The organism is Caballeronia pedi (assembly GCF_001544915.2).
GTDB classification, from domain to species: Bacteria; Pseudomonadota; Gammaproteobacteria; order Burkholderiales; family Burkholderiaceae; genus Caballeronia; species Caballeronia pedi.
The window spans coordinates 49,372-72,034 of sequence record NZ_FCOE02000013.1; the positions used below are offsets into that span (position 1 = coordinate 49,372).

A 22,663-nucleotide genomic window follows, 5' to 3' on the forward strand; every position below is an offset into this window, starting at 1 on the left:
TGGTTTCGGACCGAAGCGGCTGACATATTGGTCGCTGCTGATTGAATAGCGCAGGGGCCCGTCTCGGATATCTTGATTTGCGCACCGAAGTGTGTCAAGCCACAAACGCCTGGGTGGGCCAGGCGCGGAACTTCATGAGACGCGCCATGGACAAGATTATCAAATTCGTTTGGCGTCGACCTACACAAGGAAAGCATCTCGATTGGCGTGCGTGAAGCCGGTCAGGAACCTGCGCGGTTTTCCGGCACCATTAGGCATGACGTGCCGACGCTACGGCAGCCGAGATCGGTGATATCGGGCGTTTTGCCACTGCCCGTCAGCTCATGGGCTACCTCGAACTGGTCCCCGCTGAGCATCCCAGCGGTGGCACTGTGCGACGCCGCGCGATTACCAAGACCGGCAGCGCGCACGCACATCGCCCGCTAACCGAATCGGCCTGGAACTATCCGTTCGCACCGCGCGTGCACAACGAACTGTGTACGCGTCAACGAGCGCTCGCGCAGTCGATCCGCGAACTTGCGTGGAAGGCAACCGTTCGCCTGTGCGCGAGATTCCCGCGACGGTGTAAGTCCGGCGCCTAGGCCAACAAGGTGTGTGTCGCCGTGGCGCGCGAACTGGCCGGCTTCGTCTAGGCGATCGCCCGCATGGCGCTGACTATTGCGAACTTAAGGCGGCAGGGCACCAGATAAAAAGGGCAATCTGGCGATGCGGTACGGGTCACGATAGCAAGAATCCGCGTCGACACCATGTACAGAAGGCCTGCGTGCAACCTGTGTCAACCAAAGCGAGGCCGCTTCCCTGACGGATCTATGCACGGTGGTACCAACCCACGGGTATCGGTCTGATCCATCGTCGCTGCAACGGACTTGTGTCGCATCGTTCGATCACCCTTAGATTTACAACAGCCTCTCTATTGACACTCAGCGACCATATCAGATGTCTACTTGCCCGAAAGTCCTTTGAGATGCAAACTCGAAACTCGCCCCACGAAAAGAGAGGGCCACGTAGTTACGTCGAGCCAGACATGATCTCGGCAACGGTAAGGAAAGGGCTCAACACTACGGATAGGCGCAACTTGAAGACGATTTGGGCCACTTCGGGGCTACATATTAAAAAAGCTCACGCTTGCCCGCCTCCAGTCGACGCTGCCGACTGTCCCATCGAACAAACGAAGGCCCCGGTCGCCCGCTGGCATGTTGAAATGCGTGGATCAGAACCATTTCACGCCTCCGTGCAGCGATCGCAGTCTTGACCTGAAAAACGACGCACGCGCGTTGAGTCGCGCATGCGTCGCGCGTTTGCCCCGAGTCAGAACGAGTGAGTGATTCCGAGTCGTGTCGCGAGTTGCCGCTTGGAACTAGACGGGTTAAAACCCGTAATCTGCGCTACCGCAGCGTCCCCCGAAGCTTGCTGCCCAGCTATCATCGCGTATACCGATGTCCGTTTCGAAAGCGCATACTGCGCAATCAAATTGAGTTGCTCGTACTTCGGAGAGGTGCCCGCCGCGTCGTCGTGTCCGACCGTGTAAGTGAAGCCACCCGCGACAACAAATGCAGGCGTCATGTGATACGAGCCAGATAGCTCATAATTCTGAAACGTTAGATTGGCCCCGCCGGACTTCGGGCGAAACTCTGTGTTCGAAAAAGCAGCCGACGCTTTAAACGCTCCGAGCGTGTACGATGCGCCAACGGCAAGCACAGACTGGCTGCGCGCGGCAACGAGCGCTTCTCCATAGACCGCGTTTGCAAAGCCACCGCCAGAAGCGTATCCCGCGACAGCAGTTGACGGGTCGTTGACACGCAAGTAACCAATCGCCGCGCTGAATGGGGCGCCAGCGTAGGCCACGGCCGCACTGTACGTCGAGTTCGTCGAGAATTGTCCAGCAAGACCGCCTGGCGAGTAATGGCCCTCCACCGTCACTCCGCCGAACGAAGGGCTAACGTATTTGATTGCGTTCGGCACGGAAAATCCATTGTCGAGGTTGTCCATATCGTTCGGGTGAGCAAAGTACCAGCCGCCGTACTGCCCGTTGAGAGTAAATACCTCAAGCTGGTCAACGTTTGAATCCCATTGCCGGCCAAACGTAACGGTACCAAATTGTTTCGACGACAAGCCCACGTAGGCGTTGCGGGAAAATGCGAGCCCACCTCCAAGCGCGCCGTTCGCGGCGTCGAAACCACTTTCGAGCCGAAACACCGCCTGTAGGCCACCGCCGAGGTCTTCGCTCCCAAGCAGCCCCCAGCGGCTTCCCAGTGGCACCCCGCTCTGCATCTGAAAGAGTTTGCCGCCACTTCCCGGAACCGCGACCCCGTTCGACGCGTCGCTCACATTGTTTGCGTAGTCGATCCCGAGATCGACAATTCCGTACAACGTTACAGCGCTCTGGGCGTGCGCACCCAAAGACGTCAGGGCGAATGCAACGCCCACCATTGCATGATACTTCTTCACTTGGTACCTCAGCGTTGTCGTTTTGCGCCCTCAGACGGGCGCGATTTCGTTAACGGTTCGATATTGTGCCGTCGAGCTCTGCACGACCAGGGTCGCTTGCTAGGATACTCCTATGAGCACTCAGGCATCCTTATGAAAAGGCCGAATAGTTCCTGCCCGTCGATTGCCACCGTGATTCAATCAGAGTCGTCCGCGAAATTGACCGAAGCCTAATCGATACGAATGACGCCTGCCCGCTGCGCGCTACGGCCAGGTTTAGTCAGTGCCGCGAACACCAAGGCGCCGCACAATGCGGTGACCGGAGCAGAAAATGACGCGGCAAAACCAGGCATATGCATCACACCAATGCCAGCCACCGTTCCCGCGAACCATGCGACCAACCCTTTCTGGTTGAAGCGCGGAGCGGTGCGGAGAGCGACCTCGATTTCCTCTGGGCGTGTCGTCGAGTCATTAACTAGAATGTGAGTGAGCGCGATTGAAACCCAAGCTACAACGAAAATTCCCTGATATGCGAGCGACTGGAGGATGAATGAAAACACGTTCTGCTGCATAAGAAGATAAACGACTACGCCAACGACGATTGCCCATGCAAACTTTGGAATGTCGAGTCCGAAAAACATCCCGAAGAACGACTTCATGTTCACAGCCGAAAGGTAGAAATTTGCTGTGTTGATGCGAGTCTGAGTGATCCAGACAAATACGAGTCCGGAAATTCCCATCAGCTTCAGCAAGGCAACCACGGCACTGACCTCATTGACGCCACCATCGACCGAGAAGCTGCCGACCAGAAACATACCGACGAGGGCGTTAATCATGAAGGTGAAGCCATAGAAGAACCATCCGAAGGTGACTGTACGATGGAAACCGGCGTCCTTCTCCTTGCCAAATCTCGCATAGTCCCAGGTGTACATCATCATGATCCATACGCCCATGAAATATGTGAAGCATTGCCACCAACCACCAGCGGGATCACCACTCGCAGGACCGATATGCAACCACGCATCGCTGTAGCCATAATGACTAAAACTCATCACCACCGCTGCAACCAGTCCAACAAGAAAGAATGGCAGCAGCACGCCATTAAGTTTATCTAGCCATTTCTGTACACTTCCGAAAACAAGCGGGACACTATACGCAACGACTATTCCATATGCCAAATTCAGCGATATAGACGGATATTGACTATGAATGGCAATCGAAATCACGGACCCTTCGAACACGGCGTAATATATTGCTGTCGCAAAGAAAATCAAGGTTGCCAACTCCGCCCCGACTTTCCCGAATACCAATCGCGAGAAAAGAGAAACGGAAAGACCTGTTCGTATCGCGTACTTGACGATCACGCGATTAACAAGACCATATACAACAACAGATAGCGCCAATCCTATGAGGACGTTCACGGTCCCGAAGCTCTGAGCGAGCACCGCCGGCACCATTAACCAAAACATTGCACTACACAATGCAAACCAAGCCATGCTGAGTGCAAGCCGCCCCATCCGTTGGGTGGGCGGTATCGGCGCGTTCGCATAATCGATATCCGAGTTCGATGCCTTCTCCAGGTTTGCCATGCTCTTCTCCTCATCTTTCCGACCGATATGGAACAGATATCTGCCCCGGTGTTTTTGCCAAATATTCAGTGACGCACTTTCCTCAACCTTCAAGATTTTTTATTTACGTTATCCTAACTATTACTCGGGCTAAGCGACTTTGTTTCATTAATTGACCAAAGATATCCGAGTCGACCTATCTTGCCGCGCTTGTAGATTTTGACTCCGGCGGGCGAATCATTGCAGTCGAAAAATAAGAACGAGCTATGCTGACGTCCGGAGGTGTTTTTGCCGAAACAGATAGTTATAGCCGTCGTCGAGCACTATCGGGCACTCTTTCAAGCTTCGACTACTTTCCGAACTACGTTTAGGATGGGGTATCGGGCCGTGAACTGGCGGACCCGAGTACCGACTAGCTGTTCAATGCCATTGCGGGACCACCTTGCACTCGCGCAAAAGCGCCCTCAACTGCTCACGATGAAGTAGGATTTGGCGAGATCCTCGCGTATGTCCCAAGTGCCGACGCAGTTCGACGGAAAATAAACGCTATCTCCTGCCCTGAGTTCCACTGGCGTCATCCCGTCCGGTGTAAAGAAGCAGTGCCCGCGCAGGATATAACTGAATTCAGCTGCCAGAACCTGGCGACGCCAGACCCCACGTGAACACTCCCAAATCCCCATTGAGACTGCACGGTCATGAGCCTCCATCGCCTCTGCTGCACGTGTCATGGACACGAGCGAGCCTATCGGTTCAGCTACATCTTTCCAATCTGAAAAATCATGTTTGCCATATGAGTATACGATGGGTCCATTTTCCATTTTCGTACCTAGGCTATGCCTTATCCTCAAGACCTGCAGGCGCGAATTTCGCAAGAGCTCTGTCAAATGCGCGAGGGCGAAGTCCGAGGTTCTCTCGTTGTTCCTTTCGCAATACGGCACGCCTTACCAGTGAACCGCCGATGAATCTGAAGGGTTCAGCCGGGAATGTTTTCGTCTCGCGGCCCACGAGGGGGCAGGTACTCCACTCGTCTTTTTTCCCAAGCGCAAGGCTGGCAAGAACTTTGCCCCCTATCCGGCTCGGGCCTACGCCATTCCCGCTCCACCCGATGCCATAGTGAATATTTTGCGTGCCGGCGAGCGTTCCGAACACAGGAAGGCTGTCATATGTTCTGTCGATCGGTCCGGCCCACGCATGCGAGATACGAACATCCTCAAGCATGGGATACGTGCGGAGAAAATCACGGTACGCCAACTCGCGGCTCTCTTCATCGTAGCTGAACCGTTTTCCAATGGACGTCCCGTATTCGATTGCACCAGATCCTTTACCGAAAGCGATGCGACCATCTCGCGTCGTCCGGTAATAGTCCACCATCAATTGCGAATCGGTAATCGACTCTCCTCCCGTCCAGCCGATTTGTGCGAGCCTGTCCGGAATCGGTTCGGTAACCACAATAGAACTGTTGACTGGGACAATCAGTCTCGAAAGTTCGGGAATCGCCGCAGCCCATGCGTTCGTGGCAAGTACTACGGCTGTCGCGCGAACTGCACCATCGTCGGTACTGATTGTGCTCGGCCTGCCACGACTGAAATCCCGAACCTTCGTATTTTCGAAGATACGAATTCCCGCCGCGAGTGCAACATTTCTCATGCCCTTGATAAGGGCAGCCGGTTGCACCGTTGCATTGCTGCGTTCGAAAACCCCCGCCCGATGCACCGCAGACCCCGTCCGGCAAACGATCTCTTGCGGCGATAGGGCCTCAAAAGGCCGCGCGCCAAGTTTCGCGCACGCCTCGACCGTTTCTCGCCACGAGTCGAGTTGTGCCTCGGTTGTCGCCGTCCAAAGCCATCCAGACTGGCGGAAATGCGCATCGATTTGATTCAACTCGCAGAACAAGCGAATTTCATCAATGGCCTGCTCGGACGACTTCGCCAAGAACAGGGCGTCCTCTGCATCGCAGAAGGACAGCAATGATGCGATCTTCGGCCACCAAGACATGACGAAGCCACCATTTCGGCCCGACGCGCCACCCCCGCAGACATCCTGCTCAAGCACCACCACGTTAGAGCCCGGCGCAGCTTTCTTGATTTCCAGCGCCGTCCACAATCCGACAAAACCACCACCAATCACCGCGACGTCCGCAGTTGTCGAGCCTGTCAACGGGCTGCACGCCTCCAGAGGCCAGCCGGCATCTTGCATCCAGAAACTCCGAAGCAGGTGCTTTGAGGCATTTACGGTCGGCAACGTTCGCGGATACATTACCTGTGCTGTATCTGCGGGCGCGTATTTGTTTCTCACATCCATTGGACACTCCACCTTAGCCGTTCACAATGCGCGCCGGCGGGAGCGAACGCCGAAACGCGAGAAAGGGCAAGGGATGACCGCGGTTGCGTCGCAGTCATCCGATACGCGATCAACCAACGGCCGCCTGACGCAGTCTCGCGGTTGCCGCCTCGTCCACTGTCATCGAGCTCGCATCGATGACCACACCGTAGTGCGCTTTTGCCGATTCGACCGAAATGTAGTCATCCTTGACGTCGTTCAAGACGCGCTCCACGGATCGCGTGAGTGGGTTGCCCCATCCGCCGCCGCCGGTCGTCTCGAACATAAAAGTTTCGCCGGGCGCAAACTTGTGCGCGGAGAGAAGCGGATTTTTCCATTGCCCGTTCTCGTCCAGGCCACCGATGACTTCGGTTTTCCCGTCGGGTCCGATCTTGGTGCCGCGCTGTACCGCGCTGCGCGTGCCACCGTTTGCACCGGGGCTTCCTTCGATTGTCCGCGACGTTTCCATGCTGAGCTCGCCGTCGCCCAGAAAGCGAACCTTGAAGACGGCGCCTAGGCCACCCCGATTGCGTCCCGCGCCAGCCGAATCCCGGCGCAACTCGAACGACTCGTAGCGAATCGGGAATAGCAGTTCAGCGGTCTCCGCGGGCATGTTCATGCAATTGCCGAGCGGGTCCATCGTAACGCTCATGCCGTCGTCATAGGGCGTGCCGCCCCAGCCACCAGCGGGCAGGTCCGAGAACACGTCGACCAGTCCGTTCTGGTCCTTGACGGAAGCAACAAACCAGTTGCTGTCCGAGCAGGTCGAGGCCGTGATGCGATTCGGAATCGCTTTGCCAAGGGCTTGCCAGATGGCACTTGTGATCTTGGACGAGGTCAGCGTCGTGCAGCCGATGGTGGGCGCCGGCCACTTCGCATTAAGCCAGCAATTGTCAGGCAGGCGAATGCTAATCGGATTGAACATCCCTGCGTTGGCCGGGGCACTGGGCGCGAGGAAGAATTGCAGCGAGTAGTAGACTGCCGAGGACGTATTGGCAAACGGGGAGTTGATTGCGCCCGCGCAAATCGGATCGGTTCCTTCAAAGTCGACCGTGATGTTCGAACCCGACACCTCGACCCTCACCTGTAACCTGACCGGCTTACCCGAAATGCCGTCCGTGTCGGCGTAGTCGAATGCTTCGTAGACGCCGTCGGGAATCGCGTCGATGCTCTTGCGCACAATGCGCTCGGTGTACGCGATGAGATCCTGCATTGCCGATTTGACAGTATCGATTCCATATCGCTTCGCTGCGCGATGGAATTCGAGTTCCGCTGCGCGAAGCGCGCCGACGTGCGCCTGTAGGTCACCCCGAACGAAGTGCGGCGTCCGAGTGTTATTGATGATCAGGCTCAGAAGGCCTTTGTTCACGACACCTCGTTCGTAAATCTTCATCGGCGGAATGCGCAGACCTTCTCCCGCGATGTGCGTCCCAGAGAATGCCTGTCCGCCGGCTGCCCCGCCACCCAGATCCATCCAATGTCCGCGGCTCACCGCGAAGCCCATCAACTCGGCCTCGTGGAAGATCGGCATAACGAACGTGATGTCATTGATGTGCGTCCCGCCGCGGTAGGGGTCGTTCAGGACGAGAACGTCGCCTTCATTCAGATTTTCGTAGCCGATTTCCTCGACTGCCGCTTCTGCGGAGAACGCCATTGCGGCCAAGTGAACTGGGCAATTCGCCGCCTGCGCCACCAGTTTCAGGTCTGCTGTGTAGACAGCGTTCGAGAAATCGAGCATATCGGCGAGAATGGGCGAGAATGACGAGCGTTGCAGCACCGAGGTCATGCGCTCGCACGCATAGTTGAACACGTTGCGCAAAACCTCGAAAGTGACCGGGTCAACCTTGCGCCCGGCACCCGCAGCGGGAATCTTCATGTCGTTCATCTTTGTCTCCAGATCGTATCGGTTTCAGTGGCTATCAACGAGCGCATGTTCCGTGCTGTACTCGTCCAGTTCGGCCTCGGTTTCCACGCTGATCACCAGATTGTTGGTCCCGTCGACCCGCGCGCTGCAACCGGGAGGAATCACGGTGCATGAGTCCTCGTATTCGATGATTGCAGGACCGTCGAGCGACGCGCCTGGCGTCAGGGTCTGCCCGCTGTAGACTTGGGTATTGACCCACTTTCCGGAGAAGTAGACCGGGCGCGCACCTGCTGCGCTCGCCTTTTTGTTCGCCTGATCGATCGCCTGCTTTTCCATGGGCGGATGGGGAACAGCGCCAATCGCCTTGATCCCGAGGGAAACAATCGCCACGTCGAAATCATCGGAGCTGACGCCATGCTCACGTCGATGCTCGTGATGGAACCCCGAAACGATACCGGCGCGATGAGAGTCATCCAACTTGCCACCGGGAATCGGTGTATCGACTTCATAGGTTTGACCGATATAGCGCATCTGTGCACTGCGCTCGATGACGACATCGCCGGGACTCACGCCGTCGGCGGCGAGGAGAGCCCGGCCTCGTGCCTCTAGCTGTTCGTAAAGACGCGTGATCGTCTGCATGTCTACGCCGCTCACTGGTGCGTAGAAGAATTCTTCGAGATCGTGACGGATATCCATGCACGTCGCGCCGAACGCCGACGCTACGCCGGCATATGGCGGCACGACCACAGTCGGAATATTCATCGCCTGAGCCACGAAGCAGGCGTGCATCGGACCCGCGCCACCGAAACTCGCAATCGCGAAATCACGTGGGTCCCGGCCTCGCGAGAGCACCACCATCTTGACCGCCTGGCCCATGTTCTCGCAGGCGATGCGAATCATCCCCTCGGCCGTGTCGAGCAAGGAAAGTCCAATGGTGTCTGCGATGGGCTGCAATGCGCGCTTAGCAGCTTCAACATCCAGTTCCATCTTGCCGCCGAGCGTGGGCTGGATGCGGCCCAGGATCAGATTGGCATCCGTGATGGTTGCCTTGGTGCCGCCGAGACCGTAGCAAGCCGGACCAGGCTCGGAACCCGCGCTGGCAGGACCCACGCGCAGGGAGCCGCCATCGTCGATCCAGGCGATCGACCCACCGCCCGCACCTACGCTGTGGATGTCAAGCATGGGAACGACGATGGGAATTTCCCATTCAAGCTCGTAATTGCGGGTAACTAGTCCCGTGCCGTTCTCGACAATGGAAGCATCGTAGCTCGTGCCGCCGAGATCCGTGTGAATCAGTCGCTCATGCTCGCATGTTTGGCTCAAATACGCCGCATAGGAAACACCGCCCGCCGGTCCCGATTCAATTAGCTCCTCGGGGTGGTCCTTCGCCAGAGCCACGCCCATCACCCCCCCGTTACTCTTGAGCGTCAGAAGCGCGCCAGTGAATCCGCGATTTGCGAATTGCTCAGCCAGACGGTCGAAGTAGCTCTTCATGACCGGCAGGACCGCGGCTCGGACTGCGGTGGTGGTAAAGCGACCATGCTCGCGAAACACGGGACGCGTTTCAGCCGAGAGGACTACTTGGCAATTCTGCGCATGCTCGGTCAGGATGTCGCGCATCTGCCGTTCGTGAGCCGGATTCGCGTACGAGTTTATAAATCCGACGGCGACCGCCTGCAGTCCAAGTTGATGGATATCTTTGGCGATTTCGACGGCCCGAGCGGTGTCGAGCGGAGTGACGACATCGCCGTGCGCACCCATGCGTTCCGTAAGCGTGAAGCGAAAACGACGCGGGATGATGGGACGCGGTTTTTTCTGGTACGGGTCGTATAGCGACTGGCGATGCTGACGGCCAATCTCGATGGTATCGCGAAACCCATCAGTCGTGACCAATGCGACGTCCGGAAACGAGCGTTCCAAAAGCGCGTTCGTGGCCGTTGTCGTGCCGTGCATGAAGTGCGAAATCTCGCCAAACGGGATATTCGCCTTCTCCACGGCATTCACAACGCCTTCGGACCGGTCACGCCTTGTCGTCAGAACCTTGGCTGTTCTCCGTTCCCCCGTTTTCACGTTCCAGGCGAACAGGTCGGTAAACGTACCCCCTACATCAACGCCAACACGCCACATTTCCGTCTCCTTGAAAAACCATTGCGTTTTGCACAGTGGTCCACCGGAGTCGGGGTAGCATTCGCCGCCTAGTATGACGGTGGCGTGATGACCCAGATGACAACGGCTTCGACCGATCCAGGATTCCTGTATCTGTGCGGGATAGAACTTTTAAAAGAAAAACTGTCCCCTTCTTCCACGGTGAAGTGATCGTCGCCGACCCAGAACTCCAGCGTTCCCGACAGGACTACGCCAGCCTCATCGCCTTCGTGGCTGTAGGCGACGTCGCCACTTCCCGCGCCCGGTTCAAAGACTGATTTCAACAACTCCAACGGGCCATCCAGATTCGGCGAGAGCAGAAAGTCAGTCACGCCGGCTGCAAAGTTCAGCTTTCTCCGTTCCGCCTTTCTGACGACCATCCGCCGCTCCGACGGTTTGCGTGCCGTCGTTTCGTGAAAGAAGAAATTGATCTTGATATCCAGCGCAGCGCTGATTGCGTTCAGCTCTGTAATCGAAGGCCTGGTCAGCCCGCGCTCCAGCTTGCTGAGGTAAGCAATCGACCGGTCGATGCGGCTCGCCAGCTCGGCCAGCGTCATCCGTTTCGCCTTGCGCAGACTGCGGACGTCTTCGCCAATCCGATCTTCCGCACCCTGTTGCGAGACCTCGCCGTCGTCCTCATGAGCCGCAGCGGCGTCCAAACTGCTTTCTGTGTCCTGCATATGCTCTCCATACTACGTCACTCGGAAAAAAAATCAAAGAAATTTTCCTAATGGTAAACGGCACCTAAAAATTTTAACCAATGGCAAATCGAACGTCTCAATCTTACGCCGAAACAATGCCAGCGCCTGCTGACTCGCCGGTGGTTCTAGCGTCAAGTGGTGGCCGATGGCTCACAACCGCGTCGGCGCTCCACGCGTTGGCCACGGCTTCGTAAACGGGACGTCGAATATGCTCGCGGCCCGCTCCCATCGGAGAGCTCAGTTCCTTTTCATGTGCCACGTCAAGCATGTCGCCTCAGTTGCAATCCTGATGATGCAGAGTATTTTTAGCGCAGCGAAGTGCCGCGCACATGGCAGGCCGGCGGCAGAGGAGCCAACTGGCATTGTTCACGCGCTGGACAATCAACGGTCGGAACGGGAGGTGCACCGGACGCATTCCGAGCGAAACGCCTTCTTCGCTCGCCCTTTTCTGCAACCGCTTGGTCGATGCCTACCCGACCTCTTTTCAGGAAACAAGACTCAGCTTTTTCGGGCGACACGTCCGGTCCGCCCACGATCAGCCGGTCCCACACGACCGGGCGCCCTGTGCTATTCAAGCGGCCGCCGACCAAGATCGCCCCCGTTCCACTCCAACGGATGACGTCGATCTGCAATCTGCAACTCTAGAAATCCGCATCAGGCCGGCACCTCAACACCTCTATGTAGGAGGTCATGCCGGCCGCCAATAGAACCAGCTTCCAGAACAGTTGCTCCGACGCGCCGCGCGCCGAGCTCGCTCAAAGCGACTTCCACCGGCGTGCGCCCTTCGAGCAACGGGTGCACCGTATTCAGAAACTCCCGCGCGTCACCCTGTCGTCCCACACATAGGGTGCGGTCGCGACGATCCGTGGGAGCCGCTCGGTCCTTTCAGACTCGTCGCGACTGAGCTTGTCTCGGTGGCGACACGCCTGAGGAAACGGTCTCGAGGATGTTCGAAGAGACGTGGGCCGAATTCAGCGAAGGGGCACGCATCGTGGACTACCTGTCGGTCCTCGTGGCGCGCCGCGTGCGCGACAACCTGCGCAATTCCAAAGATGAGGTTCATTGACGGCCGGTACGGACGTACGGGCCTGTATCGACGCGCACCCTGAAGCCGCTGGAACACGATCTTTATGGTATCGGGCTGCTTCGGTGGCGCGACACGGCTCAACTTGTTCGGTGACACGTCCGGTCCGCCCGCGAACAGCCGCTGGTCCCACACGACAGGCTGCGGCGCCGAGACGACTAGACGTCCGGCATCCGGGTGTGCCGGGTTCACCACGGCATTGCATTCCGCCCGCGCCACGACCGACGGGACCACCAACACCGCTGATCTCCCCTCCTCGATCCACTTGTCGCCGAAACGGTGCGCGACACGGACGCCCCTTCCATGCCTGATAATTCGTATTATCAGGCATGGTTTTAATGTCTCGCTGGTGTCCGGGTCGGCGCAGAAAGCGCATCAAGCAATCGTCGGCTCAGCTCGCTGACGCGTTCAAAACACAGCTATTTAGATAACTCTCAGTTTCTTAATAGCCGCATTCCTGCGAAAAACTTGCGTTCATAAAACGCGATTGTCATCGCCGGACCGGAGTCCTGCTTGTCCGACCTGCCGAGCGCAGAAAACTGACCGCGCTGGGCCCGCGGTACGCCCGTCAGTCCTCGTGCAGATCGGTTCGACTCTTCCTGCCGAATAAACCGACAAAGCCGGTCCGCGGCAAGATCGCCCGCTTCCAGTTGGTCAACCGGGCTGCAGGTGAAGCGTGCCGACCTAGCGGACGCGCTTCGAAAACTCACCTTATCGTCCACGACCTTTTACACAAATAGCATAGTGAGCTTATTATAAATAGTCCTATGCAAAGTCGAGAATGCCGTTGACTTCTCACTGGAAGGTTCGCGCGCTTAGCGAATGTCTAGGGCGGCAATGGCAAGGCTCTCAGGTGGACGCGATGCTGCCAGTTGCTATCGGTCCTGGCGAGTGTCCCACACCCGCAAAATAGCAATCGTGCTCGGTTCTTCAGCGTAAGCGGGTAGGACTTCGTAATGCAACTCGTATCGACCTGCGAGGCAGACCCAGCGGTGCACTTCTCGCGCCGGCGGCCCGTCATAACCGTCAAGCTCTTCCCCGAGACGATGGAAATGATCTTGTCCTAGGCGCTCCGCTTCGTCGAACAGCGCGTTGACGATCCGACGCGCCGTCGCGCCATCATTGAATTTCTTTACGTGTTCAACGATCAGCGCCATGTCGGACATCGCTTTACTGGTCGGAAGTACTTTAACGGTCACGCTTTGGGCACCGGTCGTTCTTCGTCCGTTCCAATACTGTTGGCCCAAGCGCGGGCTTGTTCCATTGATACCATTCGTCCGGCGCTTACGTCGTCTAAACCTTCTTGAATCAAACGGCGCTTCTCCGCTTCACGTGCAAGAAACTGAACTAATGCTTTCTTGATGATCCATTGACGAGGTCGCTCGAGCAACTCAGACAGGGCATCCACTTCCTGAGCCAACTCAATCGGCACCTGCGCCGTCAGCGTGCGAGTCTCGGCAACCATGATCTGGCCTCAATTATCATCAACAATAGGATTTATTGTAAAACAATAATCTGTAGGTTGCACGGGCGACCGCATCGTCGGAGTTAGGTCGGATGTAACCCTCACCTTGTCGAATTTGACGAAACTAACATGATCAACATTTCGTGGATCGCTTAATACATGATGCTACTCAGCGATATGGCGACCTTCCGCGCAGCACAAGCGCTTAGCCGGTTGCACCGACGGTGACACACGAGATTATTTCGGATATCATTATGTTAGATACTCGTTATAATCAATCTAGGAGCCTGCCATGCCTGCTCTTCATGAACCCACCGAATTCGCCCCCCTGGTAGGCACCCCTCAGGAGGTGCGAACCCGGCTCGAGCAATTCAAGGCTGAACAGGTCATCGTGGTGCCTCTGGCTCATGCGAGTATTCAGCAGGCTGTGCTGCTAGCCCAAGCGCTATCCACCGTCGTCTCGTTCATTGGCGAGACTCTAAGCGAGCAGAATGAGCAGACGCTCAGGGCCTTGGTCAATGCCATCGTACCCAAGGCGCCTCCGACACCGAACTTGCTCAAAGAAGCAGCAATGCTCGCGCGTTCGCGCAAAGCCGTGCTGGAAGGAGCGGACTGGCTGACCGCGGCCAAGGTCGCCGAACTCGCTGGTTTGAGCGCAACCAATCCCAGCACCCAGCCCAACAAGTGGAAACGCGAGCGCCGAATCTTCGCGATTCACCACAACGGCATCGACTACTTTCCGGGTTACGGCCTTGATCCTGCGGCCGGATGGCGACCGCGCAAGGCTCTCAAACCCGTTTTGGATGTCTTCGGCGACAAGAAGGATAGTTGGGGGCTAGCCTACTGGTTTCTCTCGGCCAACAGCTTCTTGGGCGGCCGACGCCCTCAGGATGTACTTGCGGTCGAACCGGAGCAAGTTGTCGCCGCCGCCCAGGACGAAGTGGAAGGCGTCTTGCATGGCTAAACCCCGCACGCCTTCGTCAGCGGCAGGTACGGCCGCATCTTCGGGCGATGGTGACGCTAGCAAGATCCAGTCGAATTCAACGTCGGCGCCGACTCCGGCGCCGACGGCGACACTTCATGTTACGCCATGGACGTTGACCAGCAAGCAGGTGCTGCACCGGGTGCACTCCGATCAGTACCAAGCTGGCGAGTTCAATCCGGGAAAGAAAGGCAATGCGCGTTTCAGTCCGATCCGCGATAACAAAGGCAACGCGATTCCGACCATCTACGCGGCGATCACGTTCGACGCAGCCGCCATGGAATCGGTGTTCCACGACGTCTCCCACGCGCCTGGCTATAAAAATTACGCCAAGGACAAGCTCGAGGGTCAAGTGCATTCCCAGGTGCAGGCCCAGCGCGACCTAAAGCTTGCCGACCTCAGCAGCCTCGCGCTACGCAAACTCGGCGTGCAACGCAGGCAGTTGATCGACACAGAGAAGAACGAATACCCGAACACGCGTCTGTGGGCTGAAGCCATTCATGAAAAGCACGAAGACATCCAAGGGCTCTCCTGGATCTCGCGCCAGGACGACACGGCGCGCGCCGTGGTGCTGTTTGGTGATCGCGTTCCGCAGGGGACGCTGCAGCAGGTCGGCAGCCCACGAAATCTATTGAGAGACGAGCAGGCTTACGCGGAACTGCTGGATCTTGCAGACCGCATCGGCGTTGACGTAACGCCAGGAAAGTAGAACTGACGTCGCATCTGCAAGATCTGTCTATGCCCTCTTCTTCTAAACGAAACATCATGAGGCGAAAGCCGCCGCGCGGCACCATCGCACGCTATGGCGATCGCATCGTCGAGGTCTTGGGTGGAGCACGAGGTCAACGCGTGATGATCAGATCGATTCATCCGGATGGCTCGGAGCGCCTGAGCGCTGTCAAGCTCACCAGTCTGCAACCGCTTGTCGGCCAACTTTTCTGAGTGGCTCGATAACAACCGCGCGCCAGGTCACGACCGATTGACCGCATCCTTGAACGCTTTGCCGGCCGTGAATTGCCTACGGCCGTGCTGCTTGACGCTGTCCACTACGCAGAGGCGCAACAAAGGCGTCGACGCCTGGTCGATGAACTCGCGTCGTACGCCTTGTCGGCCTTATGTGAAGCTTTCCATAAGGCCGATGGCCGGCCGTCCGATCAAGGCAGTCGCTGGGATCGTGGCGATCGAGCGGCAACGCGCAATGAGGCGGTGACCATCGCAGGGCACATCGCTCGCAGCCACGATGACCCGGACGAACACGAGGTCCGCAAGGGGCTCCCAGAAGTACAAGCGCCTTGAAATCTTGACGGTGTGTTTGATTGCGCCGCCGCCTCGGTACGGTAAAGCTTCAGCGCTCCCCGTATAGCGATCGTCTCGGGAAAAGCGCTTCAGCTTTCCAGACCTCGGCGGCCGATCAATCGCCAGCCTCGACGGGGTCTTTCCTGCAGTCTCGATTGCCGCGAGGCGACAATCGAGACTTACTTTCTTAGCTTGCGCTAGTTTGCGATTCGGTATCGGCAGATTGCACGGAGCTCTCAGGCGCCGGCACTACATTTTCCGCCGTGGACGGAGCCTTCCGAGCTGAACGAACACCGATCGAACGGGCCCGCTTCGACGCAGCCGAGTTACCTTCCGATTTAGTTGCCGCGCCCTTCTTCGCGGATGTGGCCTTCTTCGCAGTGACCTTCTTTGACGCCACCTTCTTTGCGGTGGCTTTCTTTGCCGTCGCCTTCTTTGCGGTGGCTTTCTTTGCCGTCGCCTTCTTTACCGTCACTTTCTTTGCTGCCGCCTTCTTGACGGGAGGCGCCGCCTTCTTCGCTGTCGTCACTGCCTTCGCCTGCGTCTTCTTTGCTACTTCGGTCTTCTTCGCCGGAGCGGCGTTCGCCTTTCTCCCGCTTTCGCTCGCAACGGCATTTCCAGCAATGAGGAACGTACTGCGATCCTTGGTTGTTGCGATCCACGCCGGCGCACGACCAAATCCGCTCCACGTATTCCCAGAGACCGGATCGCGATAAAGGGCGGGCTGAGGACCCTTCCGGGCAGCTTTCCGGCGGGTTACCGTGGCCTTCGGATTTTCAACAGGAGCAGTTCCGTCCGCCAGGAATGCGCTTCGATCGCGCGCGTTCGCAATCCATGCTGGCGCCCTGCCCCGTCCGCTCCAAGATGCGCCCGTTTTCGGATCGACGTATTTCGCCGAAACGGCCTTTCCCGTTGCCTTCGCTTTGATACTACGTGCGGCGCCGCCAACGAATGCAGAAACATCCTCCATTGAGATCTCGTGCCAACCCATCAAGTCATGAATCTGCTTAAGTACCCCGCTCACGCTTTTGGCTTTGAGCGCCTGCGCCTGTGCTTCAAGCTTTTTGATGCGCGCTTGAATTGCTTCTAGAGTTGCCATCTCATCCTCCGCATTCGAAAAGTATCGGCACTATGCCACGAATGCAAACAATAGAGCTAGCGATGACGCACTAAACCGTCATTGAAATAGTTCAATGCACAGACAAGTCTCGTGACTTCACGCGTATTCATCTCGCTTTGAGCGGGCACTAGAGACTTCCGGTTGAATACAGGTGTTGGCGAAGCGTGAGCTTCGCGTTAGATTAGAGGCTGGCAAAATTCAGTATATCGATTTTCATGTCGACAGATTTGTGGCTATCCGATCCCGAGACAGCGTACTCCGAATGGCAACGCGCCGAGGCGACCGGCGCGGATCGGCGGGCGTTTGCCGACCAGTCCGTCGTCCAGCATTGCTCGATGTTTTCTCGATTTAACGACTTTCTGTTGGCGCGTCGTCAAAGTGTGACCACCTTCGGGTCCGACCATATCCAAGGATTCTTTGATGAGCTTGCGAACGACTGTCAGCCCGGCACGACCACACGGCATCGATATCTCAAACTGATCGATCGGTTCGCGCGACACCTGGTTGCGATCGAGTTGCGCGCCGCGAATCCCGCTGCCGAAATGCTGGCTCAAGAGCACTGGCCGGACGAAGAACCGACACCAATCTATCTGTCAGAAGAGAATGACAAGCGACTGCAGGCTGTTTGCGGTTTGACGAACTCCGAGTCAGCCAGAGACCTGCGGAACACGGCAATCGTGGCGCTTTTTCTCAGCTGTGGTGTCACGGCTGCCGAGCTAAGCCTCCTTCGCGTCCAAGACCTTGACATGGAAGGCGTGCGACCTAGCCTGTTGGTGCAAAAGCACGGACCACGTTTGGCTCGACGTGTTCCAGTCGACCGCTTCGCTTACGACATTCTCCGTGTGTATCATCACGTCCGGACCGAGTCGATGTGCCCGACCGAGTGGCTCTTCGTCGCAACGAGCAGCGGTAAGCCGATGAAACCAGATACGCTGGTGAAGTGCGTTCGCATCGCTCTGCGACGCGCCGGCCTGTCAGCGTCCGATGAGAGTCCTCGACTGCTCCGCAATACCTACGGCCGTCGGCACATTGCGGCTGGTGGGACCAACGAACAAGTCAGCAATCTATTGGGACTGTCGAGCCACCGTACGGTGACCCGGCTGCGACTAACCTTGGAGCCGACGAGTATCGTCGGCTGATGAAGTAGAAGAGAGAGCGAACGATGAAAAAGGAAGAAAAGAAGATCCTTGAGGATCAGATCAATCGGTGGGCTTCGGAGATGACGACGCTTGCCGAGAAAATTGCCACCGCAAAGGGCGCTCCGTGCGCGCTGCTGCTCATTACGCCGCAAGGCGACTACGAAAATGTTGCACCGGAATTGATTGCGGAAGACGCCTTGCGCGTCGTCAATCAGGGATGGCCGGAAGGCTTTGACGTCGAGATCCTCAATCGATCGAAGTAGAATCTGGCCGAAGGTTGCACGCAGAGGCATGCCGCTCGTGCAAGGCGTCCCCGACAACGGTACAGGCAGACGGCTAGTAATTCGGGACGAGAGATCGGTAACCGGCTTGCCACGCTCACCGGCTCCCAATGTCCGGATTGGCGCAGCTTTCGCAGCATGCCAGTCATTTTTAGCTCTTTCAGTCGACGAGTGCCGGTTCGGGCTCGTCTGGCTTGTCGCACGGCGGCGGTTTCAACCCCGCAAGCGCACGGTGCCGAAGATTTTGCTCCATGAGCAATAGTCGGATCTTCTCCAGCGCAACGAGTTGGCCGAGATCCTCTTCCTCCCATGCCTTCTGCACCAAGGCAAAGTAGTCCGCGATCTCGCGAATCGCCTCGCGCGCCTGCGCGATCTCCAACAGCATGCGCTGAACCTCTGAATTTCCGCGGTATTTCACCCAGAGCGCCCTGCCCTCATTGACGCCCACGGGCTCGAAACGCGGGAGCTTGCGTTTCATCGCGCCCGCGTCGCGGTTAGCACATTCGTCAGCAACATCATTCGACTGCCCCCTGATTTTTCAGATCTCCTTGTGCGTCATCCTATGGAAGAACGAGACACCTGCCGTCTTCATCACGAAATTCGAAGTCTGCGGGCAGCGGCAGCGTGACATGGAAAGCTCGATGGTGGCAAAGGTTGGTACACGTGGCCGTGGAGAGACAAGCAGCCTTGACTTACGCAAGGTAGGCCTAGTCTGGGAGATGCGCCGAATCGTGGTGGCTAGGACCGGCGCGTCACTTAACGCTCTTAATCAGGCCAATATGACCTACACCATCGATCCCTTCAGCATCCAGTTCACCGAGACACGACGCGGCTTCAATGCGACCGGCAAGATCCTGCTGGACGGCAAAGTCGTCGGGACAATCAACGACTTTGCCGAAAGGATCGTCACCGATGTTTTCTTCGACTCGGAACAAGACCGGGCAGCTTTCGCGACCGAAGCACGGCGCGTGATGGTGAGCGTTTTCGGGAAGACGGATCACATCGACAGCGTGTTCGTTTCCGAGTATGCCCGCTGCCTGCTTGAACAGGCGGAAGAATGGTTACTCACGCAGTCCCAAGATCATGAGCCTCCAAACCTTGACCATTGGTAACGAAACGCTTTCGAAGAGCGTCGTAGCGGCAAGCGACGCTCACTGGGTCATGATGAGATCGCTACTGGACCGCGACGGATCGCCTAGTTCCTTAACGCGCAGCTACGATCATTTTGTCCAGACGCTCTGTCGCCGCGACAACTTCAGAGAAGCGAACTTCCCGAAGTTGGCGATCGTGTTCGTTGACGATGACAGTGAGCGACTTGATGATCGTCTCGTCGACGTTCCATTCGCCAGTTTTCTTACCCTCGTCCAGTACCGCAAGCACGGCTTCCTCGACCTGACGGACCCAGCTCAGTGCAAGCAGTCCGTGCCCCGACTCGGTAAGGAAGCTCGTCAGCAGGACGGCTTGTGCAAGAACGGTCATCTCCCGACTGGCGGCACGCCGCGATCGCGCCGCTTCGAGTGCAAGCCGCGTCTGCAGACAGAGTCCGTCCGCGTCCTGCCGCGGCATCGGCAACAGATATCGCTTTGAAAGAACGCGCGCAGTCCGCTTTGGGGCCTTCCGCTTCTTGGATACGGGCATGATCTCGAATGCCTTCTCGCTGACTAGACTAACGGCGTTGACTCACTGCGGCGCAATGGCTGGCTCACCGCCGGCCGACGCCGCGTGTAACGAACGCGGCGCAGCCCGGTGCTGGCCGAGAGGATCTTGATGCGCTTGGCGCTTCTCGTTCGCGCTCGAAATGAACGTCAGCAGCTCGCGAGTCAGATCCGCATCCTTCGCACCTGGGCGCCACGGCACGCAGCCGTGCTTCTTTCGGGTTTCTCGTGCCAAGACGAGCGCGTCTCGCGCCGCCTTCGCGCTCTCAAAGCTCACCTCTTCGCAATAGGCGGACGGATCGCCAAACTCGGCGAACGCGTCGAGGTCGCTCCGACCCGCATGCACATGGGCCGGGAAGTCACGCAGTTCTGACACAACGCGATGGCTGAGCCTGATCCACTGGATTCTTTCGGGGAACGAGAATTTCGGCAGCATCGCGCTTTTTGCGGCGTCACGGTTGCCCGAGCGCGCAACTTCCGCGCGTGCCCAGTCGGCGCGGTGCATCATGGAACGACACTCGCGCGCATAGCCTTCGAGCGAGATCGCGACTTCCAGCGCGACGTCGCGCCGCTCTCGTCGCAGGACGATTCGATTCCTCAACCCCTGCATCAACAAAACGACGATGGAACTCACGGCACTCGAAGCGCCGACTATCCCTAGCCAACTCGGCCAGTTCGGCAACTCAATGTGCGTCAGAAATGCCGGCAGCTGCTGCCATTGCGCCTGCCACATGGCCAGTCCTCGAAGTTTGGGAGGAGAAAGTATAAGGACTTCTGCTCGCTCAACTTATATCGGGGAAACCACCGGCTATCCAATGTAGGGAACATGCGACGGTGACTTCCTGCAATCCTTTGATGATGGTATTCGCTGGACGGCGATTGACGAGAGCACAGCAGAATTAAGCGGCCGTTCAAAAAAGGTAACTCTCGAACTGCTAGATTTTTTTCCGCAGTACGCTATTTTTACTCGCACGACATATAGGGGGACAGACAGGATGATCTTCTATCACCATGGTGCAGCCATCCAGCCCTCGGTCACCCGTGTCGGGCGAGCCTTTGCTGCCCGCGCGTCTATCCTCGAAGAAGACGGCGAAGCGACCTCCCTAGGGGATCTCGGATTGTTTGCGAGCAAAGACGGTGCGTACCGCTTCGCGATTCGCTGCGCGTTTGCATTTGTTGACGGTGAGACGCTTCCGCTCCCACCCTTCAAGATTACGCACCAGTAACCGCGTGACAGTTGCGTGAATTAGCAGCGATTACGCAAGGCCCTACTTATTTCCGTCGTTGGGTTTTCGTTTGCCGCGGCGAAATCGTATTCATCAAACTCGAACATCGGAGCGCTTGAGTGCGAGCAACACCCAGGCTCCATCCGGTCTCTTGGTCGAGCACTACTCATGGTTGCGGAGTGTCGAAAACGCTTCTTCCAGAACCTCCGCGGCCTCAACATGAAGATATTCGCGCCCGCATCATCAAGCGGACCACCAGAAGGCATGCGGCGAGACTTGGCCGAATCACGAAGGACGTTGATCGCGGCGCGAAGGGCAAGTGCGGTGGCCAGTTGCGTCATGTTGTGCCCGTCCACTTACTCCGTTCGATAATCACTGGCTCAGCAGATCTGGACAGCTTTCACTCGCATTCATGCGGCAAGCCGGTGCTCGTAGTACGGCCTATCGCGATCATCGAGGATGGCGTACATCGCATCCAAATTTGGCGCCTTCGGATTCAGCCACGCCGGGATGTTTTCGGTTTTGATTGAATGATGCAACGATCATGGCCGGCGGCCTCGACCTCAGGCGGAGGCTCGTCCGTGATAGCTGCGAACGAGAGCAAATCCGGTTGGCCAGGCGCGCTCCAGTGCGACCAAAGACAAGCGACGTGCATCAACTGACGGTTGCTCGGTCGAAACTCGAGGACGATGTTCTCGTCCCGCTCGTGCGTCTCAAGCAGCGTATTCTCGTACTTTGCTCGCTTGACGTTCTCGTAAAAAACGCCGACCAGCATCACGCCGTGCGATACGCCAAAGCACGGTTTCCAGAAGCCTTCGAGATTGTCGCGCCGGGCGTTGTAGGTGCCGGGGAAGCGCGCGTCGTAGTTCGCCGGCTTGCCAGCAATGCGGCACTGATAGCGCATCGGCTTCACGACATACTGTCCGTCCTCGACCACGAGCACGGGCGCGTAATGACCGGGGAAAATCCGCGAGTCGCGGTCTTTCGGCGTCGCTCGACTCAGGTCCTCGAGCCTGCGTAGATTCGAGTCGATCTTGTCAGTCGCAATGCGACGACTTTCACTCGCTGCCTTCGTGATTTTCGTCTCCAAAGCGCGCTCAGCGTCGGCGAGACGCTTGCGCTGTTTGAAGAGATCCTGTTCGAGCGTGGCCGCCTGCTCAGCATTGAACCGATCGATGAATCGCTTGATCTGGCGCTCGTCGTCCGTCTGAGGTTCAAGGAACGCGTCTTCCATCGCCTTTGGAATCTTCACCTTGCTGCCTTCGGCGCGCTCCCAGAACAGGCGCGCGAACTCGCGGATGTCCATCTGCGCGCCGAACATCTTCACGTACTTGCGATAGTCCGCCTGAATTTGCGCCGAATAGCACACGGCCGTCCCCTTCGAACTCGAT

General features: G+C 57.5%; 20 protein-coding genes and 5 pseudogenes. 9 read left to right on the top strand and 16 right to left on the bottom strand.

Annotated features, from left to right (window positions below; translation table 11 throughout):
• Positions 1 to 281 precede the first annotated feature (281 nt).
• A pseudogene (locus AWB80_RS20295) lies at positions 282 to 578 on the top strand (transposase); the annotation flags it as partial.
• Positions 579 to 1,308: 730 nt separating this feature from the next.
• Here AWB80_RS20295 and AWB80_RS20300 read toward each other — a convergent pair.
• The 8 genes and pseudogenes from AWB80_RS20300 to AWB80_RS20335 form a co-directional block, all read right to left on the bottom strand.
• Entirely contained in the window at positions 1,309 to 2,448 is a 1,140-nt protein-coding gene (locus tag AWB80_RS20300; RefSeq protein ID WP_244206618.1) for a porin, read from the bottom strand.
• 209 nt (positions 2,449 to 2,657) lie between these two features.
• Positions 2,658 to 4,016 carry a purine-cytosine permease family protein gene (locus AWB80_RS20305; protein WP_061176461.1) on the bottom strand — a complete coding sequence of 453 codons (1,359 nt, stop codon included), beginning with the start codon at positions 4,014 to 4,016 and terminating at the stop codon, positions 2,658 to 2,660.
• A 443-nt stretch (positions 4,017 to 4,459) separates the two neighbouring features.
• The gene (locus AWB80_RS20310) at positions 4,460 to 4,813 is read right to left on the bottom strand and encodes a cupin domain-containing protein (RefSeq protein WP_167390465.1); all 354 of its coding nucleotides are present in this window, start codon (positions 4,811 to 4,813) and stop codon (positions 4,460 to 4,462) included.
• Positions 4,814 to 4,826: 13 nt separating this feature from the next.
• Complete coding sequence (locus tag AWB80_RS20315) at positions 4,827 to 6,191, bottom strand: NAD(P)/FAD-dependent oxidoreductase (RefSeq protein WP_087131440.1); 1,365 nt, start codon at positions 6,189 to 6,191, stop codon at positions 4,827 to 4,829.
• A 214-nt stretch (positions 6,192 to 6,405) separates the two neighbouring features.
• The gene (locus AWB80_RS20320) at positions 6,406 to 8,199 is read right to left on the bottom strand and encodes a hydantoinase B/oxoprolinase family protein (protein WP_208635669.1); all 1,794 of its coding nucleotides are present in this window, start codon (positions 8,197 to 8,199) and stop codon (positions 6,406 to 6,408) included.
• A 24-nt stretch (positions 8,200 to 8,223) separates the two neighbouring features.
• On the bottom strand, positions 8,224 to 10,305 hold the full coding sequence (locus AWB80_RS20325) for a hydantoinase/oxoprolinase family protein (RefSeq protein ID WP_061176462.1): 2,082 nt from the start codon (positions 10,303 to 10,305) through the stop codon (positions 8,224 to 8,226).
• Between the two features lie 68 nt (positions 10,306 to 10,373).
• Positions 10,374 to 11,003 carry a helix-turn-helix domain-containing protein gene (locus AWB80_RS20330; protein ID WP_061176463.1) on the bottom strand — a complete coding sequence of 210 codons (630 nt, stop codon included), beginning with the start codon at positions 11,001 to 11,003 and terminating at the stop codon, positions 10,374 to 10,376.
• 709 nt (positions 11,004 to 11,712) lie between these two features.
• A pseudogene (locus tag AWB80_RS20335) lies at positions 11,713 to 11,944 on the bottom strand (antitoxin Xre/MbcA/ParS toxin-binding domain-containing protein); the annotation flags it as partial.
• 2 nt (positions 11,945 to 11,946) lie between these two features.
• Between AWB80_RS20335 and AWB80_RS20340 the strand changes: the two are divergent.
• Positions 11,947 to 12,090 (top strand): annotated as a pseudogene (locus AWB80_RS20340) (DUF3562 domain-containing protein); the annotation flags it as partial.
• A gap of 123 nt (positions 12,091 to 12,213) precedes the next feature.
• Here AWB80_RS20340 and AWB80_RS20345 read toward each other — a convergent pair.
• The 3 genes and pseudogenes from AWB80_RS20345 to AWB80_RS20355 form a co-directional block, all read right to left on the bottom strand.
• Positions 12,214 to 12,399: pseudogene (locus tag AWB80_RS20345) on the bottom strand (RES family NAD+ phosphorylase); the annotation flags it as partial.
• Between the two features lie 584 nt (positions 12,400 to 12,983).
• Complete coding sequence (locus tag AWB80_RS20350; protein WP_061176464.1) at positions 12,984 to 13,307, bottom strand: type II toxin-antitoxin system RelE/ParE family toxin; 324 nt, start codon at positions 13,305 to 13,307, stop codon at positions 12,984 to 12,986.
• Entirely contained in the window at positions 13,304 to 13,573 is a 270-nt protein-coding gene (locus tag AWB80_RS20355) for a CopG family ribbon-helix-helix protein (protein WP_061176465.1), read from the bottom strand. Before AWB80_RS20355 ends, AWB80_RS20350 begins: the two co-directional genes overlap by 4 nt.
• A 292-nt stretch (positions 13,574 to 13,865) precedes the next feature.
• On the opposite strand from AWB80_RS20355, the gene AWB80_RS20360 reads away from it, so the two are divergent.
• The 3 genes from AWB80_RS20360 to AWB80_RS20370 are packed head-to-tail and all read left to right on the top strand — an operon-like array spanning position 13,866 to position 15,497.
• Entirely contained in the window at positions 13,866 to 14,537 is a 672-nt protein-coding gene (locus AWB80_RS20360; protein WP_061176466.1) for a hypothetical protein, read from the top strand.
• Positions 14,530 to 15,264: an RES family NAD+ phosphorylase gene (locus tag AWB80_RS20365; protein WP_061176467.1), complete on the top strand. Its 735-nt coding sequence runs from the start codon at positions 14,530 to 14,532 to the stop codon at positions 15,262 to 15,264. The genes AWB80_RS20360 and AWB80_RS20365 overlap by 8 nt, the downstream gene beginning before the upstream one ends.
• Before the next feature lie 56 nt (positions 15,265 to 15,320).
• Entirely contained in the window at positions 15,321 to 15,497 is a 177-nt protein-coding gene (locus tag AWB80_RS20370) for a hypothetical protein (protein WP_341866822.1), read from the top strand.
• Between the two features lie 541 nt (positions 15,498 to 16,038).
• On the opposite strand, the gene AWB80_RS20375 is transcribed toward AWB80_RS20370, so the two are convergent.
• Positions 16,039 to 16,950, bottom strand: coding sequence for an H-NS family nucleoid-associated regulatory protein (locus AWB80_RS20375; RefSeq protein WP_087131444.1), 912 nt, complete (start codon positions 16,948 to 16,950; stop codon positions 16,039 to 16,041).
• A gap of 236 nt (positions 16,951 to 17,186) precedes the next feature.
• On the opposite strand from AWB80_RS20375, the gene AWB80_RS20380 reads away from it, so the two are divergent.
• The gene (locus AWB80_RS20380) at positions 17,187 to 18,110 is read left to right on the top strand and encodes a tyrosine-type recombinase/integrase (protein ID WP_061176470.1); all 924 of its coding nucleotides are present in this window, start codon (positions 17,187 to 17,189) and stop codon (positions 18,108 to 18,110) included.
• A gap of 23 nt (positions 18,111 to 18,133) precedes the next feature.
• The gene (locus tag AWB80_RS20385; protein WP_061176471.1) at positions 18,134 to 18,373 is read left to right on the top strand and encodes a hypothetical protein; all 240 of its coding nucleotides are present in this window, start codon (positions 18,134 to 18,136) and stop codon (positions 18,371 to 18,373) included.
• 178 nt (positions 18,374 to 18,551) lie between these two features.
• On the opposite strand, the gene AWB80_RS20390 is transcribed toward AWB80_RS20385, so the two are convergent.
• Positions 18,552 to 18,869 carry a hypothetical protein gene (locus AWB80_RS20390; RefSeq protein ID WP_143328092.1) on the bottom strand — a complete coding sequence of 106 codons (318 nt, stop codon included), beginning with the start codon at positions 18,867 to 18,869 and terminating at the stop codon, positions 18,552 to 18,554.
• Between the two features lie 301 nt (positions 18,870 to 19,170).
• Here AWB80_RS20390 and AWB80_RS44040 point away from each other — a divergent pair, with 301 nt between their 5' ends.
• Positions 19,171 to 19,503 carry a hypothetical protein gene (locus AWB80_RS44040; RefSeq protein WP_160147461.1) on the top strand — a complete coding sequence of 111 codons (333 nt, stop codon included), beginning with the start codon at positions 19,171 to 19,173 and terminating at the stop codon, positions 19,501 to 19,503.
• Between the two features lie 91 nt (positions 19,504 to 19,594).
• Here the strand turns inward: AWB80_RS44040 and AWB80_RS20400 are convergent, their stop codons facing one another.
• Together AWB80_RS20400 and AWB80_RS20405 are read right to left on the bottom strand one after the other, a co-directional pair.
• Entirely contained in the window at positions 19,595 to 20,029 is a 435-nt protein-coding gene (locus tag AWB80_RS20400; protein WP_143328094.1) for a transcriptional regulator fis family protein, read from the bottom strand.
• A 42-nt stretch (positions 20,030 to 20,071) separates the two neighbouring features.
• A complete protein-coding gene (locus AWB80_RS20405) occupies positions 20,072 to 20,779 on the bottom strand; it encodes a hypothetical protein (RefSeq protein ID WP_061176475.1) in 708 nt (235 codons plus the stop codon).
• A gap of 262 nt (positions 20,780 to 21,041) precedes the next feature.
• On the opposite strand from AWB80_RS20405, the gene AWB80_RS20410 reads away from it, so the two are divergent.
• On the top strand, positions 21,042 to 21,272 hold the full coding sequence (locus AWB80_RS20410) for a hypothetical protein (protein ID WP_061176476.1): 231 nt from the start codon (positions 21,042 to 21,044) through the stop codon (positions 21,270 to 21,272).
• Between the two features lie 410 nt (positions 21,273 to 21,682).
• On the opposite strand, the pseudogene AWB80_RS20415 reads toward AWB80_RS20410, so the two are convergent.
• Positions 21,683 to 22,641 (bottom strand): annotated as a pseudogene (locus AWB80_RS20415) (SOS response-associated peptidase family protein).
• Positions 22,642 to 22,663 lie beyond the last annotated feature (22 nt).

Excerpts from the sequence above, each read along its gene's own strand:
- AWB80_RS20320 (WP_208635669.1), bottom strand. The coding sequence starts at position 8,199 with ATGAACGACATGAAGATTCCCGCTGCGGGTGCCGGGCGCAAGGTTGAC.
- AWB80_RS20405 (WP_061176475.1), bottom strand. The coding sequence starts at position 20,779 with ATGTGGCAGGCGCAATGGCAGCAGCTGCCGGCATTTCTGACGCACATT.
- AWB80_RS20385 (WP_061176471.1), top strand. The coding sequence starts at position 18,134 with ATGAAAAAGGAAGAAAAGAAGATCCTTGAGGATCAGATCAATCGGTGG.
- AWB80_RS20375 (WP_087131444.1), bottom strand. The coding sequence starts at position 16,950 with ATGGCAACTCTAGAAGCAATTCAAGCGCGCATCAAAAAGCTTGAAGCA.
- AWB80_RS20310 (WP_167390465.1), bottom strand. The coding sequence starts at position 4,813 with ATGGAAAATGGACCCATCGTATACTCATATGGCAAACATGATTTTTCA.
- AWB80_RS20380 (WP_061176470.1), top strand. The coding sequence starts at position 17,187 with ATGTCGACAGATTTGTGGCTATCCGATCCCGAGACAGCGTACTCCGAA.
- AWB80_RS20315 (WP_087131440.1), bottom strand. The coding sequence starts at position 6,191 with ATGCAAGATGCCGGCTGGCCTCTGGAGGCGTGCAGCCCGTTGACAGGC.
- AWB80_RS20325 (WP_061176462.1), bottom strand. The coding sequence starts at position 10,305 with ATGTGGCGTGTTGGCGTTGATGTAGGGGGTACGTTTACCGACCTGTTC.
- AWB80_RS20355 (WP_061176465.1), bottom strand. The coding sequence starts at position 13,573 with ATGGTTGCCGAGACTCGCACGCTGACGGCGCAGGTGCCGATTGAGTTG.
- AWB80_RS20365 (WP_061176467.1), top strand. The coding sequence starts at position 14,530 with ATGGCTAAACCCCGCACGCCTTCGTCAGCGGCAGGTACGGCCGCATCT.
- AWB80_RS20390 (WP_143328092.1), bottom strand. The coding sequence starts at position 18,869 with ATGAAACGCAAGCTCCCGCGTTTCGAGCCCGTGGGCGTCAATGAGGGC.
- AWB80_RS20360 (WP_061176466.1), top strand. The coding sequence starts at position 13,866 with ATGCCTGCTCTTCATGAACCCACCGAATTCGCCCCCCTGGTAGGCACC.
- AWB80_RS20370 (WP_341866822.1), top strand. The coding sequence starts at position 15,321 with ATGAGGCGAAAGCCGCCGCGCGGCACCATCGCACGCTATGGCGATCGC.
- AWB80_RS20400 (WP_143328094.1), bottom strand. The coding sequence starts at position 20,029 with ATGCCCGTATCCAAGAAGCGGAAGGCCCCAAAGCGGACTGCGCGCGTT.
- AWB80_RS20330 (WP_061176463.1), bottom strand. The coding sequence starts at position 11,003 with ATGCAGGACACAGAAAGCAGTTTGGACGCCGCTGCGGCTCATGAGGAC.
- AWB80_RS20305 (WP_061176461.1), bottom strand. The coding sequence starts at position 4,016 with ATGGCAAACCTGGAGAAGGCATCGAACTCGGATATCGATTATGCGAAC.
- AWB80_RS44040 (WP_160147461.1), top strand. The coding sequence starts at position 19,171 with ATGACCTACACCATCGATCCCTTCAGCATCCAGTTCACCGAGACACGA.
- AWB80_RS20410 (WP_061176476.1), top strand. The coding sequence starts at position 21,042 with ATGATCTTCTATCACCATGGTGCAGCCATCCAGCCCTCGGTCACCCGT.